General features: G+C 34.0%; 14 protein-coding genes. 4 read left to right on the forward strand and 10 right to left on the reverse strand.

The annotated features are described in order from the left end of the window. Positions 1 to 528: 528 nt before the first annotated feature. The 9 genes from HT671_RS06045 to HT671_RS06085 all read right to left on the reverse strand — a co-directional run bounded on the left by HT671_RS06045 (position 529) and on the right by HT671_RS06085 (position 12,559). Entirely contained in the window at positions 529 to 2,646 is a 2,118-nt protein-coding gene (locus tag HT671_RS06045) for a peptidase domain-containing ABC transporter (RefSeq protein WP_078156163.1), read from the reverse strand. Between the two features lie 11 nt (positions 2,647 to 2,657). Then, complete coding sequence (gene lanM, locus HT671_RS06050; protein ID WP_057487956.1) at positions 2,658 to 5,603, reverse strand: type 2 lanthipeptide synthetase LanM; 2,946 nt, start codon at positions 5,601 to 5,603, stop codon at positions 2,658 to 2,660. Between the two features lie 313 nt (positions 5,604 to 5,916). Beyond that, on the reverse strand, positions 5,917 to 6,558 hold the full coding sequence (locus HT671_RS06055; RefSeq protein WP_023935510.1) for an ABC transporter ATP-binding protein: 642 nt from the start codon (positions 6,556 to 6,558) through the stop codon (positions 5,917 to 5,919). Further along, positions 6,555 to 8,663: a bacteriocin-associated integral membrane family protein gene (locus HT671_RS06060; protein WP_138703218.1), complete on the reverse strand. Its 2,109-nt coding sequence runs from the start codon at positions 8,661 to 8,663 to the stop codon at positions 6,555 to 6,557. Before HT671_RS06060 ends, HT671_RS06055 begins: the two co-directional genes overlap by 4 nt. A gap of 291 nt (positions 8,664 to 8,954) precedes the next feature. Next, entirely contained in the window at positions 8,955 to 9,542 is a 588-nt protein-coding gene (locus HT671_RS06065; RefSeq protein WP_001108790.1) for a hypothetical protein, read from the reverse strand. Between the two features lie 296 nt (positions 9,543 to 9,838). Next, positions 9,839 to 10,486: an ABC transporter ATP-binding protein gene (locus tag HT671_RS06070; protein ID WP_049779943.1), complete on the reverse strand. Its 648-nt coding sequence runs from the start codon at positions 10,484 to 10,486 to the stop codon at positions 9,839 to 9,841. 13 nt (positions 10,487 to 10,499) lie between these two features. Then, positions 10,500 to 11,306: a hypothetical protein gene (locus HT671_RS06075; protein WP_138703217.1), complete on the reverse strand. Its 807-nt coding sequence runs from the start codon at positions 11,304 to 11,306 to the stop codon at positions 10,500 to 10,502. Continuing rightward, a complete protein-coding gene (locus HT671_RS06080) occupies positions 11,293 to 12,084 on the reverse strand; it encodes a hypothetical protein (RefSeq protein WP_000385027.1) in 792 nt (263 codons plus the stop codon). The genes HT671_RS06075 and HT671_RS06080 overlap by 14 nt, the downstream gene beginning before the upstream one ends. 73 nt (positions 12,085 to 12,157) lie before the next feature. Beyond that, the gene (locus HT671_RS06085) at positions 12,158 to 12,559 is read right to left on the reverse strand and encodes a hypothetical protein (RefSeq protein ID WP_000732159.1); all 402 of its coding nucleotides are present in this window, start codon (positions 12,557 to 12,559) and stop codon (positions 12,158 to 12,160) included. Between the two features lie 527 nt (positions 12,560 to 13,086). Between HT671_RS06085 and HT671_RS06090 the strand changes: the two genes are divergently transcribed. After that, positions 13,087 to 13,950 (forward strand): helix-turn-helix transcriptional regulator, encoded by an 864-nt coding sequence (locus HT671_RS06090; RefSeq protein WP_138703216.1) that lies wholly within the window; start codon positions 13,087 to 13,089, stop codon positions 13,948 to 13,950. Positions 13,951 to 14,000: 50 nt separating this feature from the next. On the opposite strand, the gene HT671_RS06095 is transcribed toward HT671_RS06090, so the two are convergent. Further along, complete coding sequence (locus tag HT671_RS06095) at positions 14,001 to 14,621, reverse strand: LysM domain-containing protein (protein WP_138703215.1); 621 nt, start codon at positions 14,619 to 14,621, stop codon at positions 14,001 to 14,003. A gap of 240 nt (positions 14,622 to 14,861) precedes the next feature. Between HT671_RS06095 and sdaAB the strand changes: the two genes are divergently transcribed. From sdaAB to HT671_RS06110, 3 genes are read left to right on the forward strand one after another with little or no spacing between them, the layout of a single operon-like run. Continuing rightward, positions 14,862 to 15,533: an L-serine ammonia-lyase, iron-sulfur-dependent subunit beta gene (gene sdaAB, locus HT671_RS06100; protein WP_000838912.1), complete on the forward strand. Its 672-nt coding sequence runs from the start codon at positions 14,862 to 14,864 to the stop codon at positions 15,531 to 15,533. 8 nt (positions 15,534 to 15,541) lie between these two features. Further along, positions 15,542 to 16,414: an L-serine ammonia-lyase, iron-sulfur-dependent, subunit alpha gene (gene sdaAA / locus HT671_RS06105; RefSeq protein WP_000500050.1), complete on the forward strand. Its 873-nt coding sequence runs from the start codon at positions 15,542 to 15,544 to the stop codon at positions 16,412 to 16,414. 21 nt (positions 16,415 to 16,435) lie between these two features. Then, positions 16,436 to 17,068, forward strand: coding sequence for an HAD hydrolase-like protein (locus HT671_RS06110; protein ID WP_138703214.1), 633 nt, complete (start codon positions 16,436 to 16,438; stop codon positions 17,066 to 17,068). The last annotated feature ends 173 nt before the right edge of the window (positions 17,069 to 17,241 follow it).

The following is a 17,241-nucleotide window of genomic DNA, read 5'->3' on the forward strand; positions in this document are numbered from 1 at the left end:
TCTTAAAGTTCGTATTAGAAAATTAAAACTTACCTTGTTTCAAGCTCTCAATCAAGAAACAATAGAAACCATTTTGAGTAAAGTGTTGATCGGTGGCAATTCGACTAGTCATAACCACCCGTGAAAACGGGTGGCTTGTACACTGGCTATAAGCCGTTTCTCTCCAGCGGCGTCTAAAAACGCTCGCTGAACTTCGTTCAGGTCATGCTATATTATTTGACTAATTTTTCTCACAGAGAAAAACTGGCTTGAAACCACAATTAAAAGGACTGAGTCCTGTGCAATACAGGATTCAATCCTTAGCATAAATTAATAGTTCAACTTTTGAGGTCATTACACCTTGACGAAGTAGAATTCTTTTCAATTTTTACATTTTCCAATATTTTTAGTGAGTGATACTATAAAACTAAACCCCATACTTCTGAGACATAAGTTTATTCTTACTTTTCTTGGAAGTGTGATACAAATGATAAGCATAATCAACTCATTTAATGCAAAATAACTTAAACTTGAAATTTTTTATTAAAATTAATAATTCATTTGATAAAGTTGACTGTATAAACCATCTCTATTATTTAATAGCTCTCTATGCGTCCCTCTCTCAGAAATTTTTCCATTGTCCATAACAAAAATCTGATCAGAGTCAATAATTGTAGATAAACGATGTGCAATCAAGATTATAGTAATATTCTGCTCTTTAAATTTTCTCATTATTTGTTTTTCGTTTACATTATCTAAATAGCTTGTCGCTTCATCTAAGAGCATAATTCGAGGTTTCTTGACTAATGCTCTAGCCAAAATAATTCTTTGACGTTGCCCACCAGACAAATTCAATCCCATCTCCGAAACTAGCGTATGATATCCCATAGGCATATTTTGGATTTCATCGTGAATATTTACTAATTTACAAATTTCCTCTACTTCTTCTTGTGAAATAATATTATCACCTATAATATTTTCAAGAATAGTTTTATTAAAGAGTGTCATATCTTGAGGTACAATTCCAATTTGTTGACGTAAGTATTTTTTCTCAAATTTATCATAATCTATATTATCAAACAATATTTCTCCTGAACTTGCTGGATATAGACCAATTAATAACTTAGATAGAGTGCTTTTCCCAGAACCAGATGATCCGACAATTGCAACCTGCTCTCCTTGTTTTATTTCTAAAGAAATATTTTCTAAAACCTTTTTACTATCTTTTGTATATGAAAATGATACATTTCTTAATTCAATATCGCCTTTTAAATCAAATTTTAATTCTCCATTTTCCTCCATGTCTTCTTCTAAAATTTCAACTATCCTAGCTAAAAACGTTTTACTATTGTAAAATGATACTACTGTTTCAAAAATATTATTAGTTTTACTGAATAAAAGAGTACTTAAAGAATAAAGTGCAAATACACTTCCTATACCAACACTACTATTTGATTGTAAAGCAACAAACAGCAATATAAAAGGTGAAATAAATGTGATAATAGTAAATAACGAATTCACAAATCCTGAAAAAATTTCACTACATTTATATCTATATATATTTTTATCAAATAAACTCTTCCACTGCTTATATGTCTGGTCTTCAAAACCTTCCATTTTAATTCCCATCATAGAATAAACCATTTCAATCTGTTTATTCTGTAAATCATTTTGAGAAATTATAAATGACTTATTTCTTTGTTCTAAACTCTGTCTGGTCAAGAATAATATAAAAAGATTCAAAAAAAACAATAGAACAGCTAATAAGGATATAATATAATTAAATCTAGCAAAATAGATTAAAATGCAAATAGCAAACCCTATATCTAAAATCCCAAGTATAAACTGATTTGTAAATAACTGTCTGATTCTAGACAAACCATTTATTGAGTAGATTAAATCTCCGCTACTTCTAGTAGAAAAAAATTTATAAGGTAACTTAAAGAGATTACTTATCACATTATTGTTTAGTCGCTCATCAATAGCACTTGTCAATATAATTGCAAAATATCTCTGGCACAACATGATAATAAAATATATGGAGACAAAAACTAAGAATCTAAGTAATAAATCGAATTGTTTAATAAAAACTCCCTTTGAGACTTCGTTTAAAATTTGTTGCATCCATAGAGGAAAAATAAAATTTACTCCATAACTACCTAGTGTTAAAAAAAGCAATGGAATAAAATATGGCCAAGTTTTTAACAACTGTTTATAAACTACTTGAAAGTTTTCTTTACTCTTTCTCCTAGATACTTGTGAACTATCTACTATACTGATTAGATACTCTGAAAAACCTTCTGAAAATTCTTCCAAACTATATCTAATTCTACCAAGTTCTGGATCGACAACCCATACAAATTTTTCGTTTACCTTCTCAATTACTACAAAATGTTTACTTTGCCATAAGGCAATTGCTGGAGTCAAAATTTTAGAGAAATTTTCAATTTGTTCTTTGGGATAACGAAACGACTTAATAGAAAATCCAATATTTTCTAATATATCAATTAAGTTTCCAAAATTTGTTCCATCCCTTCCTGTTTCCTGAATATTACGTAAATCTTTGACAGAAATCTCATGATCAAAATAACTTGATACCATTGCTACACAACATAAACCGCACTCTGTTTTTTGATGCTGTTCTATAAATGGTACTCTTCTCTTCATTACATTCCTCCTTAATTTAATAATAGCAATTCATTAAGACATTTTCTACCCGCCTTATAATTAGCCATCAATATTCCCATTTCACCTGTCAAAACACCCCAATCATCAGTTTCATAGGTCATTTTTTCTAATAAATATTGATTGCTTTCCTGATGTATCTCATTTTCAAATTGATTAGTTTGAACAGGTAAAATTGAATCCAAAATCACCAAATTACCCACATTCCCATGACAAATTGAATTATCCAAATTTAATCCATTAATTAGTATATCTCTGCTGTAATACTCCACTTCTTCCGATAACAACTTATCTGATAACCCATTAATTAACAAATAATGCTTAGCTTTTACAATACCAACAATACCATTACACCAGGAGTAGTATTTAGCATTTTTTCTTACTTTTAGAACTTTATTGGGATTTAGTTCCTCTCTCTCTTTCCTTAAATAGTCTTGTACACACTGAATAATCATTTTTCTAATATTTGAATCTGTACTTAAACTTAAACTATATTTATATAGCTGAACAATTACACCATAATTCCCGTGAGCATACCCTGGATCTTCTGAAATCCATACCCCTTCTTCGGCATATATTTTAAGCAGACGTTGAACAATTAGTTTCATCAACTTATCTGTCAAATTTAATATATCTAAATTTCCTTTAAATGTACTATTGACTTTCAATAAAACACCTAAAATACCAGAAATCCCACCGATAATATCTAAATTATCTAAATTTGAAACTATATCTTTAGTTCTAAAAATGGTTTCAAAGATACATGTTTCAATCTCCAAAGGAATATCTTTATTACTCTCCTTTAATACACACAATGCATATAGATAGCCATAAATTCCGGTAAAAGCTCCAACATTTTGATATGTAATATCAGAACTAAAATCCTTTATGTAGTTAACAGTGTATTTCATTACTCCAGGAAAAAGTTCTTCTAACTCCTTGATTTTTAAACTATTGATTCCAAGTAAAATGCCTGCTGTACCTGAATATAAATCATACTTCATAGGTGATATATCATAATTTTTATCCATAGCTAGCATTGCTAACCAGCTAATTTCGCCATTATGTTCAAACCTACTAGATAATAGTCTTTTTACAAATAATTCTCTTCCAAGATCTTTTCTTTTAGAAGGTTCAATATTTTTTACAAATAATTCGGTCCCCATAAAAGACATATTAATAATTCTCTTCTGACGAACTAAGTTTGAAGTAGATGCTATTTTTATTCTATTTAAAATTTTCTCTACAATACTTTCGCCCTCAAGTGATAAAATATATTCCTTAACTCCATTTGAAATATTATTATTAGATGAATCGGAATAAAAAATTGGGACATCATCATTTTTCAATTGATTAATCTCATCATGAATCATTTTACTATCAAATTCATTGGAAATATCACCATATTCACATAATCTAAGAAAATACATTTCAAAATCATAACGATTTTTTAAGAGTTCTGGGTGATGACTAGTCTCTAGCAACTGTACATATATATTGGTATTTCTATAAATGTATCTCGTTTCACAATTATTAAAATATTTCTTAATCATTTTTGAGATAACTGACTTATTATCAACAAAAATTCTATAAATCTCTTCAAATCCCTGTTGAACTTGAGGTAAATAATTAGAACAAGAGACATTCTCACCCTCGTATCTAACAGTACTGGGAAAGCTTCCAACCTCTTTAAAAACTTTTTCAATTCTGATTTCATCAGTGCCAACATTAGACAGCTGATGTGTTAAATAGGGAGATTCTCTTCTTGCACCAGAATTTAATGCACCTATTTCCATTCCTTTGTTATTATTAATTGAATATAGCGTCATTGGCAAAATACCTGTACTATATACTGAGTTAGCTACAAAGTCATACATTTTATGTATAGATGTATTAATTGTCTCATTTTCACTAAAATGAAGAATTGTTTCATTATCAATCAAATAAGGAAATCTCCCAGATGCTAATACATTTTCTCCATGATAATCTTTGGCACCAAACAAATGTAAAAATGCTAGAATTTTCCCCATATTTTCGAAATATATTTTTACATCTTCTAAAGTAGAACATTCTTGAATTTCAATCATTTCTACATAGCTATATCCTTTCTTAGTTAAAGTCTTAGGGATAAATAATGTATTCGAGATTCCAAATGTCTTTTCAAATTCTTCTGCAAATAATTTTAAATTAACATCCAATATCATATTACGAGGTTTATACACAATATCCTTATCTTTGAAATTTAATATACAAACTGTCTTGCCTTTAGAATGAGTATCACCTGCATTAAAATTAATTTTGGATAATTGTAAATTCGATACTTTAAAATAATTCTGAATATCTTGAATGTCGTCTTCTAAATTATTTAAAATTTCTTGAATATAAAAACTTATATTTTTTAATTTTTGATCTAATACCTCATATAACATTGGATATCTTTTATAAAAATCAACAATATATTCTTTATCTCGTAATAAAGTGTCTATATAGTATTTATATCTATCCTCACTACTCTCCCCCAGAAGTTTTGAATTTCTGCGTAAATCATTAATTTCTAAAACAACTGTACGATAACTAATATTCATACAAATCTCAAAAAAATATGTTTCAATACCTTCTATAAAAGTCTGTTTATCAGAAATATAATTCTTAGTTTCAACAATGCTATAAATTTTTTGGACATATTTATAACACAATGGTTTATATAAATCTAACCAATTGATTCTAGTCTTAAGCCTTTGCTGTGGAGTATATAACATCCATTCACCTTGTTCTAGCGCTTCTTCAATAAATAAATCTTTACTTTCATCATAGTCATTATATAGTTGTTCCCATTCATTGAGCCCTTTCCCTGAAACATTCTTTAAAAATGTATCTAACTCCTGAGAATTATTGACATTATTAAATAGTTTTATCCATTTATCTGTAATTGCTGACATAGTAATTCCTCCTTATAATTACTTTAAGATTATCAAATTTTCAAGTAATGGTAATGAGTATTCTATGCACTTTTGAGATTGAGAGACCCAATTTGTAAAATTAAACTAGACAGAAAAAGCCATCTATGTTAGGCTCAGATAAACACCACATTTGTCTGAAAGAAACTAACATAAATGACCTATACTCAATAAATAGAATTCCTAGGAAATCATCGAATTATCAATCACCCTACCAAGTTTTTCTGAGTTACATGAAAAATCTAACTTAATTTGACAATTTAGTATTCACTCAGTCAAAATAAGCAGAACTAACTCATTCCCCCTTGCCCAATTCAATGACGCGATGACATTGTTGGGCTACATAAGCATCGTGGGTCACAATAATGACTGTTTTCCCCTCTCGATTCATCTCTAGGAGAAACTTCAAGACCAAATCTCTATTTTCAGGGTCCAGAGAACCTGTTGGTTCATCGGCTAAAATCAGCTGACTGGGTTTTAAGATGGCTCTAGCAACTGCAATTCGTTGTTGTTCGCCACCAGACAACTCGGAGACCTTTTGGTGCAAAGTAGCTGACAAACCTACTCTCTCTAAAATCTCTTCCACCTTTTTGAGTTTGTCTTTCTTAGACAATTTCACATATTTCAGCGCCAGCATGAGATTGTACTCGACCGTTTCATCATCAATCAGGGCAAAATTTTGAAATAGATAAGAGATATGTTCACGGATTATTGTTTGTGACTTGGCAGAATTGACCGCTAGATTTGTCTGACCAAAAATCTCATACCGTCCGCTATAATCACCATCTATCAAACCTAATAAATTTAACAAGGTTGACTTACCACTACCACTCTTGCCAACAATGGCTACCAAATCTCCCTGATCAATCCTGAGAGACAAGTTATCCAAAATCACTTTTCCCCCAATGGTTTTGGTAATATTTTTCAACTCAATCATAAGATGCCCCCTTTCAATAATTCTACTAGACTTCTTTTCTCCATCCTAGAAGCCAAGGCTAGCACAAATAGTATATCCAAACATGTAAAACCTGCAAACAGTAGAAGTGGCAGGAGCGCATGGGCAAAGAAAATCAAGACTAGAAGAGGGAGACTATAGCCCAGCAAGAGCAGAACGAGGAGAGGACGGTAGCGATCGACCAGTTTCCACCCCATAAACTTCTTGGTAATGATATCCCTGCGCTTCAACAAGAAAGTAATAACGAGTAAAAAGTAGGAGACAATCATACTGAGAAGAGCAAATAAGGCAAAAAGAACGTTAAAATTACGAACAGAATCCCGATAGGTATCAACTATCCCCTCTTGAATTGCTTGAATCGATAAAAATTTTAAATAGCTACCATCAGATAAGTTATCGACTAACTCTGTAATCACTTTTTGATTTTGTTCTGTATTTTCAATTTTCATCGGGTTGTTTAAACCTGTCGTTGACAAGTGAGTCTTTTCTTCCCACATCATGTCTTGATCATTTACCAGACTAATGATTGGATTGTGGAGATTTTCCTTTCGCTCATTATTATAAGGGAAGAAAGACCAATCTCCTTCATAGTAGGCAATTTCTACATCCATATCTTCTATTGTTTGCTTTTGCTGATCTTCATACCTCATAGAAAGATAGGCGATGGATTTTCCCAAGAACTGATTCTTGCCTTCTTGTCCTTTGTCACTGATTGGCAACAAAATCACCTTTTTAGTGCCGGTATCTGGTAACTTGAATCCCTTGCTCTTTAGAAAATTGCTATTAGCATAGTAAACATCTACCTTATCAGGCAGTTGGTAGTTCTGCACTTGTTCAGCTTTGATGACTGGTTTGATAGGAAGACTCGTACTTCGCACATAGTTTACTTGTGTTTTTGCTAGCAAGTCTTGATAAAATTGGTAGAAATAATCTGTAGATTTCCCTGAACCTGCTAGCTCTTCTTGCCACAGGTTATCATTGAGTTTGAAGGTTTCTAAGGTCAGGTAATTTCCTTGGCTTACCCACTGTTGCTGATAAGCAAGTTCTTTGTTTTCTTGTTCTAAACTTCTGCCCACCCCAATCAGTAAGGCCGTCAGTAAAATAGTTGTCCCTATTTTCATCACATAATTGAAGATAAGACCAAGTTTGACAGATGAAAAACCTTTCAACATGGAGCTGACTGTCATTTTCTGAATCATCAGGTAGGTCAGCCAACTGATGAACAAATACAACTGTAAAAGCAGAAATTGGGATAAGAGTAAACTTGGGAACAGAAGTTTTGGTCTGTAGTCCAGCACTAAAAATAGTCCCAAGTCAATGATAAGACTTCCACCCAAGAGAAGATAAAAATTAGTCTTTACAAAACCAGCTAAAATCGCTCTACTTTGGAAACCAAGTAACTTTTGAACCCCCACTCGTTTCATCTCCATCATCGGCTGATAAACTGTCATTAAAATCACAAGCAAGATTGCCAAGATAAAGATAATGATAGATAGTAACAAAGCTTGATTTAGCACTCCAACCTGACTTCGGTAAGTGGGTTCTAATAAAATCGTCTTATCTATCTGGAAAAAATCACTCCACTTTTGTAGAATGGTATCGCGATCTATCTCTTTGCTGGAGGTAATCATGTAGCGCCCATTTACAGTATGGGATTTATCCTCAATATAGGATTGAAAGGTCTGGAGTCGAATGAGTTTCACCTTTAAAAAGGTGGGAATAGTGCCTAGATTATCGGGAAGATCCTGGTTGCTGTAGACTCCCTTCTCATTCTTTGAAAAATCAAGAGAAGTAAGACCGAACTCCTGATAGGGAAAGGTTTCCTTATCAAAAACACCAGCCTTGACGACCTCATCGCCATTATCTACTTTGATAATAGAGACCTTGTCTTGGCTTGCAACCTCTTCAAAAAACTGGAGAATCGTTTCTGTCGGTTTAGTGACATCTTTCAAGTACAAGTCAAATGAATAAGTTGTCTTGCCCATCTCCTGAATCCGCACTATTTCACGTGTAACATTTACATTCAGGACAAAAAACGTAGTACACAACAAGAGCAAGAGCATACAAAGATGACTGATTTTTTTCATAGAGATACCTCCCGTGAAGAGACGAAAGCGAGATAGGTGCAGGTACTTTTTATTTTTTACTAAATTTTAAGTAGGTGTAAACAAATCCTGCACTTATAGCCAGAGTTGTCCACCATTTAAAATCAATATGCAAAAGTGAAAAGATTATAAAACTGATGATTAGCGAGGCTAAAATATAAACAATGATTAAAATTTTATTTTTATTTTGCATAGGAATTGCCTTTCTGAATGGATTCTAGTGTTTACAGCTCATTTGTAAAGTTTACAATAAGACTCTAAAGCAATTGTCTATCAGAATGTTCTTTTATCTGTCAATAATCCGAGAAAATCTTGTCGTTTCAAGTCGGAGAAGTGTTTGGTAGAAAGACTTCCCTTTTGAAGTCCATCATCTCTAACCTGTAAATAATAGCTATGTTGGCTTGTTTTAATTGTCAAAAAATCGCCAAATACAAAAAATTTTTTCCAGTTACGAATCTCAAATTCTTTCATCTCTGATTTTGGAATGCGGATAAGTCCTTGCCGCAAATCACGATGATGCTCACTTGTGAAAGTCATCCCATTCCCAAGATTTCTTATCAGTAGTTCATCTGGAGTTACCATCACCAGCGCTATTTTAGTTAAGAAAATTTCAACTGTTGGTGGTAAAATCGCCAAATCAAACCAAGGATGTAGGTAGCGATACGCTAAGAAATAATGAGGCTCCTCACCCAATCCTAGTTGTTTATATAAGTCCTTGACCTCACTATCTAACCTCGCTTCAAAAGACACATCCGAATGCTCTTCTTCCTTCTTCTGATTAAAATAACGCATCCAGACTAGGAAACCTATAAAGGCTAGGACAAATATTCCTGATAAAAGATATTTTAAATTGTAGTTCATCACTTAACCTCCTGATTCACGCTTCTGCCTAAAGAAGAGGCCTATCTATTTTGAAAATAGTTCCATAACAACTTTAAATAAGACTGGTAATATTGTATCAAGCTAGAATTCTTTCTTTTCTAGCTACATCATAGTACTACTTAAACTTATTTTAGTTTTCTCCCTTACTTTCTATATTACTATTATACAATATTTTTGCTAAGATTTTATTATTTGTTAACTTTTTTCACAAAAAGGAGTACATCATGCGTTATGATTTCGGGAAGGTCTATAATAAAGTTAGCCACCTACCATTACTAAAAGTTAGATATCTCAACTAATTTACCATTTTTCAATTCAAGAACAATATCAGATAATACTTCAATATCCTCTTTATTGTGAGATGTGACCAACATAGTAATATGATTCTTTCGAGCATAACTCTTAATTATTTTTCTAAGTTCTTCTACACCTTCATAGTCCATACTATTAAATGGTTCATCTAGGAGTAAAATCTTAGGATTTTCCATCAATGCTTGGGCAATCCCTAACCTTTGTAACATACCTAATGAATAATTTTTTACTCTTACATCTTTATCCTGATATAAATCTACCTTATTCAATACTTCCTCAATCTCTTTCTTAGTAATTTTATTTTTGATTGTAGCTAATTGCTCTAAATTCTCTAATGCAGTTAGACTAGACAAAAATCCTGGATGTTCAATAAGTAAGCCTACATCAAGTGGCATAGAGCCATTTTCACCAACAATTACACTTCCAACTGTAATCTTACCCGTAGTAGGTTTCATTAGTCCTGAAATCATTTTAAATAATACACTTTTCCCGCATCCATTGGTTCCTATAATTCCATATATTTTACCTGATTCAAAAACATAACTAACATCATCTATAACACACTTTTTCCCAAATGTTTTTGAAAGATGATCTACTTTTATACAATCCATACGTTTCAACTCCTTACTCATCTTGATACTGCTTACTTCCCTTAGGTAATGTAATATCTTTATTTTCAAATATTTTAAAATTTAATAGAACTAACATTGCATCAACAAATACCAATATCCCACATCTACCAATGAAATTTATACCGTAACCATATACTGAACCGGAAATAGAAAACAATGAAAATGGTCTCAGATGTTCTCCTAACAAGCCCAATGTTGAACCCGCCATTACAATCAAAGTGCCCGTATAGATAACAAATACTAACGATTGTGATATTCTAAACTGTGTTAAAAGTGCATGGAGCAGGGAAAAGAAATATAGCAACAATCCTTGTAAAATTATTATCTTCCCTATCTCATAAATTACGATATTCGTTTCAAAATTTCCAAATAAATACGTTTCTGAAAATTTTTTTGTGGCTGTTGAAATGCCGATGCCAAAGTTAGAATCTCCTATTCCTACTATAGTGGAAAATATACAAATACTAACCACATAATAAATCACACTTTTCAAAATTTTGAAATGCTTATTTCTATAAAAATCATTTCTACTTGAATACCTACTTAGTACAAAAAATATATTTTGTTCAACTGGGCTTTGTAGCATCATTATGAAAGCTAATAAAAACGGAAATGTGAAATATCCAGTATAGGAATCATTAAACATGATAAGAATCAGCTCACCAAAATGAAAATTCCCAAATTTATATTTCAATACTATCAGCTGACTAAAATTTGCTAATATAACAAAAGCCACTAATAAATATATAAAACCTATATAAAAATCTTCTTTATTTTTTAATTCTTTAAATTTCTTCATCAGTTTCTATATCCCTTTTAAATTTTTTATACGACATCCAATATGATATTACTACTACAAGTATCAAATATACAAAAACAAATATTATGCTTATTCCTTTTACTCTTGAAACATCAAAAATTGCCATTGGTTCAATTTTAGTAAGACCTAAAAACATAGCAAACAATGATCCTATTGTCGTTAAAATAAATGGGGATAACCATGCAACAAATTTGCTCTTAATAAAATATGACATCGCCAATCCAACACTACTATATGCAACGCCAACAAAGGAACAATGTAAAATGATTATTACTACATAAAATAACGGGGATGTCCTCACTGCTGATTCATAAATAGAAACTTTTGTTATTGCATAATAAGCATCCATATTTATACTTCTATTAAAAAATAAAATTGACATTATCAAGAATAATAACATTCCAAAAATAAATGTTGTAAATGATATGAATCCATTGATTATAAAAATAGAATTAAAATACTGTTTATATCCCATCCTTGATATAATATATTTCATTATTCCACTTTTTCTATTTTCGATATGCTGTGACGCAAAAGGAATTGTTGCAATAAGAGGTGCCAAAACTATTAACAACGACCTATCACCATTATAACCTTGTAAAAATACCACAATATAATCATGATTAAAAAAATACTCCATCCCCTCTTCAATAAATGCACTTACAGAAAATATCATAGAAGTTAAAATAATTAATATTGCTAAAAAGAATTGCTTATTTTTCATCCCTTTTAAAAATATACTGACCTTGTAATCCATACTTCTCTCCTATAAAACAAATGGGATGAGCGAACATGCTCACCCCCAAATATACAAACCTATATTCTAGCTCTTAATACTCATCAGGACTCCACGAACCGCTGGTTTGAACTTTAACATATGTTGCGAACCCTGTCCATCCACCCAATCTAAGATTAGATCCTTCTGCATCTGATGGACTATTATAATTCAAATAAATCCTATCTCCACTGCCTGAAGAATATGTACGTGTCATTTGAGCGTCACCTCTAAAAATAGCACAGTGCATTGTATAACCACCACCGATTGATGTATTATTATTTACTCCTCTTGATTGATTTGTTTTATATAATGAGTCAGTCACTGTACGACCTCCGAATCTCGGCATAATCATATCGTAGTCCGAAATTTCTCTAGCAGAGACAGCCATTGCACCAATCATTAACGTAGCACATATACTTGCAAATAACTTTGTTTTAGTATCTAGTTTTTTCATTATTACAATCCAATCCTTTCGCTCCACTTACGACACAATACAAAATGAAAAACATGTTGTATTGTGTTGTTTTCTTTAATTTGGGATATGATATACTTCCTGTGAAACCAAATATGATAAACTAAAAATCAAAATTATAATGAATTCAAATTTATAGAATAACTACCTTAAAACGAAATTAACATTCACAGAAAATCTTATGTAATTACTAAATAATCCATTGGACTCATCTTCCTTTCATTTTTGCAACTAGCGCATTATATCGGCCATTTCCATGGGAAAACCGTAGCAATGCTAAATAAGAAAGCAAGAACAACTAAAAAGCGAAAAACTTTTTTATTCATACTTTTTCCCTCCTATCCATATTTTGTATCTATAGTATACCTCTTCTTTATTCTATTTTAAAATTAGTTAACTTTTTTCACACATTATTTTAGTTTTCTTTTTTACTATTCCTGTTACTATGATACAATATTTTTAACTAGATTTTATTATTTGTTAACTTTTTTCACGAAAAGGAGAAAATTATGCGTTATGATTTCGGAAAGGTCTATAAAGAAATACGCGAGTCAAAAGGCTTGACCCAAGAAGAGGTCTGTGGAAATGTCCTCTCAAGAACCAGCCTATCAAAGATTGAAGGCGGTAAAGCAACTCCCAAATATGAAAATATGGAGTTTCTTCTCCAGCAAATCAATATGAGTTTTGAAGAGTTTGACTATATCTGCCATCTCTATCAACCAAGCCAACGAACAGAAATCATGCAAACCTATCTCAATATGAGCTCAATCCTAGGGACTAGTGAACTCGAAAAACTATTTCAAAAATGCCAAAACTATCTCAAGACCCATCATGACCTCCCTATAGAAGAGATCAGGGATATGCTGGAAGTTGTCATTCATATCCGTCAACATGGTACAGAGCAACTGTCAGACCAAGTAAAACAGACTATCAAAAAGCTTTGGGAAAAAATTGAAAAACAAGATACATGGTATGAAAATGACCTAAAAATCCTCAATACCATTCTTTTCAGCTTTCCCATTGAACACCTCCATCTCATCACTGGAAAAATCTTGCAACGCTTGGAAGTCTATAAAAACTACCAACATTTATATGACTTACGAATGGCAATCCTACTCAATCTGTCCACCATTTACTTATACCATCAAGACAAAAACATGTGTCAACAAATCTGCTATACTTTACTAGAGGATGCCAAGAAAAAGAAGCACTACGATAGACTTGCTATCTGCTATGTCCGTATCGGGATTTGTAGGGATGACGCTAGACTTATCCAAAAAGGTTTCTCACTTCTAGAGCTGACCGAGGAAACTTCTATGCTGTCTCATCTCAAAAAAGAAGTAGAGATCTATTCTCAACCGAAGGAAATATAAAAAGTCGAGGGATTTCCTCGACCTTTTCATATTATTCTGTTCGTTATTTCTTAATACCAGCCGTTGTTAAGCCAGAAGTTTTTAGCAGCAGTCCATGAACCGTAACGTCCTGCTACATAGGCATCTGCTACACGTTCTTGGTTTTCAGCTGAGTAGTCACCGTTCAAGTATGAATCGGTCAATTGGTAACGTCCGATGTAACGTCCGTTTGTAGCTGTGTAGCTACCGCCTGATTCTTTTTGAGCGATCCATTCTTTAGCTTCTGCTTCAGATCCGCTTACAGTTGAAGCAACTGTTTCTTCTGCTACTGTTTCACTTACTACTGGAGTTTCTTCCTCTACCTCTGTAGTTTCTGCCACTGGAGCTGAAACAGCCTCATCTTGAGCTGCTGGAGCTGCATAAGTCGTTGAAGCTGGTGCTACTGGCGCTACAGGGCCATCGATAATCAACTCTTGACCAACATAAATCAAATGAATGTTGTCAATGTGGTTGTTTTCTGCCAATTTCTCAACTGTTGTGTTGTGAGTTTCAGCAATTTCTGAAAGTGTATCACCTTCTTTAACAGTGTAAGTTGATGATTCTTGAGCAGATACAAATGATGGAGCAAATACTGCAAACAAGGCAGCTACTCCTGCAAGAGTTGTTTTAATCTTTTTAGTTGTTGATTTCATGTCTAAAAATTCTCCTTCTTTCTATAGTTCTATCATACCCTTTAAATATTACCGTTTCTTGACACTTTTATGTAGAAATATTACAAAATTATTTTTTATTTCCCTAAATAAGGTGTTTTTGTCATAAAAGATACTATTTTTATGCTATTTGAGGTATTAGAAAGGTTTTCATCCACAATTAAAGCCAAGACCTTCATTCTTTGATATAATAGAGATAAGAATTTTTATAAGGGGAAACTGATGAAATCACTTCGTTTTCAATCTGTCTTTGATATCATCGGACCAGTTATGATTGGCCCATCTAGTAGTCATACCGCTGGTGCTGTTCGTATTGGGAAGATTGTCTCTTCCATTTTTGATGATACTCCGACAGAAGTCGAATTCCAACTATTTAACTCATTTGCCAAGACCTATCGTGGCCACGGGACAGACCTAGCCCTTGTTGCAGGTATTTTAGGCATGGATACAGATGATCCTGAAATCCCAAATAGTCTCGAGATTGCCCACAAGCGTGGTATCAAGATTGTCTGGACCATTCAGAAAGATAGCAATGCTCCTCATCCAAACACCACTAAAATTACCGTTAAAAATGCCCACAAGACCATCAGCGTGACTGGTATTTCTATCGGTGGAGGGAATATTCAGGTCACCGAACTCAATGGCTTTGCCGTCTCTCTCAATATGAATACACCGACTATCATTATCGTTCATCAAGATATTCCAGGTATGATTGCCCTTGTTACGGAGGCACTTTCCCGCTATGGTATCAATATCGCCCAGATGAATGTTACTCGTGAAAAAGCTGGTGAAAAAGCCATTATGATTATCGAAGTCGACAGTCGCAACTGTGATGAGGCCATCGAAGAAATTCGAAAAATCCCTCATCTCCACAATGTCAATTTCTTTAAATAGGAGGAAGCATGTTTTATTCTATCAAAGAATTGGTCGAGCAGGCAGAACTAGACTTTCAAGGAAATGTCGCAGAACTCATGATTACAACTGAGTTTGAATTGACTGGTCGTGAACGTGAAGAAGTCTTCCTTCTCATGGAACGCAATCTGGAAGTCATGAAAGCCTCTGTCCAACTTGGCCTCAATGAAAATAAATCTCGTAGTGGCCTGACAGGTGGAGATGCTGCCAAATTGGATCACTACATCAAAAACGGAAAAACTCTGTCAGATTACACAATTCTCTCTGCTGCCCGAAATGCCATCGCAGTCAATGAACACAATGCCAAAATGGGCTTGGTTTGTGCCACTCCGACCGCCGGAAGTGCTGGCTGTCTGCCATCCGTTCTCACTGCTGCTATTGAAAAATTAGACCTCAGCCATGAGCAACAACTGGATTTTCTCTTTGCTGCGGGTGCCTTTGGACTAGTCATCGCAAACAACGCCTCTATCTCAGGTGCTGAAGGTGGCTGTCAGGCCGAGGTTGGTTCTGCCTCTGCTATGAGTGCTGCAGCCTTGACTCTAGCTGCTGGTGGAACACCTTATCAGGCCAGTCAGGCCATTGCCTTTGTCATTAAAAATATGCTGGGCCTCATCTGTGACCCTGTTGCCGGCTTGGTTGAGGTTCCCTGTGTCAAACGCAATGCCATGGGGGCCAGCTTTGCCTTCATCGCAGCAGACATGGCCCTGGCAGGGATTGAATCTAAAATTCCTGTGGATGAAGTTATCGATGCCATGTACCAAGTTGGAGCAAGCATGCCAACTGCCTTTCGTGAAACAGCTGAAGGCGGACTTGCGGCCACCCCTACTGGTCGTCGCCTCCAAAAAGAAATTTTCGGAGAATAAGCTTATCAAATAGGAGAAATCATGACCTCTATCACAGCGATTTTTTTCGATCTGGACGGCACCCTCGTTGACAGTTCTATCGGGATTCACAATGCCTTTACCCATACCTTTAAAGAGCTAGGAGTACCTAGCCCTGATGCCAAAACGATTCGTGGTTTTATGGGACCACCTCTCGAAAGTAGTTTTGCGACCTGCCTTCCCAAAGACCAAATTTCTGAAGCCGTACAGATATACCGTTCTTACTACAAGGCAAAAGGCATCCATGAAGCTCAACTCTTTCCTCAGATTGTAGACTTGCTTGAGGAGTTATCAAGCAGTTATCCACTCTACATCACCACGACAAAAAATACTCCAATCGCTCAAGACATGACTAAAAACTTGGGAATCCATCATTTCTTTGATGGCATCTATGGTTCCAGCCCTGAAGCACCTCATAAGGCAGATGTCATTCGCCAGGCCTTGCAGACACATCAACTAGTCCCTCAACAAGCCATCATCATCGGAGATACCAAGTTTGATATGCTTGGAGCTCAAGAAACAGGCATTCAGAAATTGGCCGTCACTTGGGGATTTGGAGAGCAAGCAGATTTGCTCAACTATCAGCCTGATTATATCGCCCACAAACCCTTAGAAGTTTTGGCGTATTTTCAATAGCATAGACTGGGTAACAACTCCATTTCAGAAGAAAATGAAGTAATACTCAATGAAAATCAAAGAGCAAACTAGGAAACTAGCTGCGGGCTGCTCAAAACACTGTTTTAAGGTTGTAGATGGAACTGACGAAGTCAGCTCAAAACACTGTTTTGAAGTGGCAGATAGAACTGACG

The organism is Streptococcus sp. 2741, from assembly GCF_013276315.1.
GTDB classification, from domain to species: domain Bacteria; phylum Bacillota; class Bacilli; order Lactobacillales; family Streptococcaceae; genus Streptococcus; species Streptococcus pseudopneumoniae.

Coding starts and splice junctions, on each gene's coding strand:
- HT671_RS06045 (WP_078156163.1), bottom strand. CDS start 2,646: ATGAAGAGAAGAGTACCATTTATAGAACAGCATCAAAAAACAGAGTGC.
- lanM (WP_057487956.1), bottom strand. CDS start 5,603: ATGTCAGCAATTACAGATAAATGGATAAAACTATTTAATAATGTCAAT.
- HT671_RS06055 (WP_023935510.1), bottom strand. CDS start 6,558: ATGATTGAGTTGAAAAATATTACCAAAACCATTGGGGGAAAAGTGATT.
- HT671_RS06060 (WP_138703218.1), bottom strand. CDS start 8,663: ATGAAAAAAATCAGTCATCTTTGTATGCTCTTGCTCTTGTTGTGTACT.
- HT671_RS06065 (WP_001108790.1), bottom strand. CDS start 9,542: ATGAACTACAATTTAAAATATCTTTTATCAGGAATATTTGTCCTAGCC.
- HT671_RS06070 (WP_049779943.1), bottom strand. CDS start 10,486: ATGGATTGTATAAAAGTAGATCATCTTTCAAAAACATTTGGGAAAAAG.
- HT671_RS06075 (WP_138703217.1), bottom strand. CDS start 11,306: ATGAAGAAATTTAAAGAATTAAAAAATAAAGAAGATTTTTATATAGGT.
- HT671_RS06080 (WP_000385027.1), bottom strand. CDS start 12,084: ATGGATTACAAGGTCAGTATATTTTTAAAAGGGATGAAAAATAAGCAA.
- HT671_RS06085 (WP_000732159.1), bottom strand. CDS start 12,559: ATGAAAAAACTAGATACTAAAACAAAGTTATTTGCAAGTATATGTGCT.
- HT671_RS06090 (WP_138703216.1), top strand. CDS start 13,087: ATGCGTTATGATTTCGGAAAGGTCTATAAAGAAATACGCGAGTCAAAA.
- HT671_RS06095 (WP_138703215.1), bottom strand. CDS start 14,621: ATGAAATCAACAACTAAAAAGATTAAAACAACTCTTGCAGGAGTAGCT.
- sdaAB (WP_000838912.1), top strand. CDS start 14,862: ATGAAATCACTTCGTTTTCAATCTGTCTTTGATATCATCGGACCAGTT.
- sdaAA (WP_000500050.1), top strand. CDS start 15,542: ATGTTTTATTCTATCAAAGAATTGGTCGAGCAGGCAGAACTAGACTTT.
- HT671_RS06110 (WP_138703214.1), top strand. CDS start 16,436: ATGACCTCTATCACAGCGATTTTTTTCGATCTGGACGGCACCCTCGTT.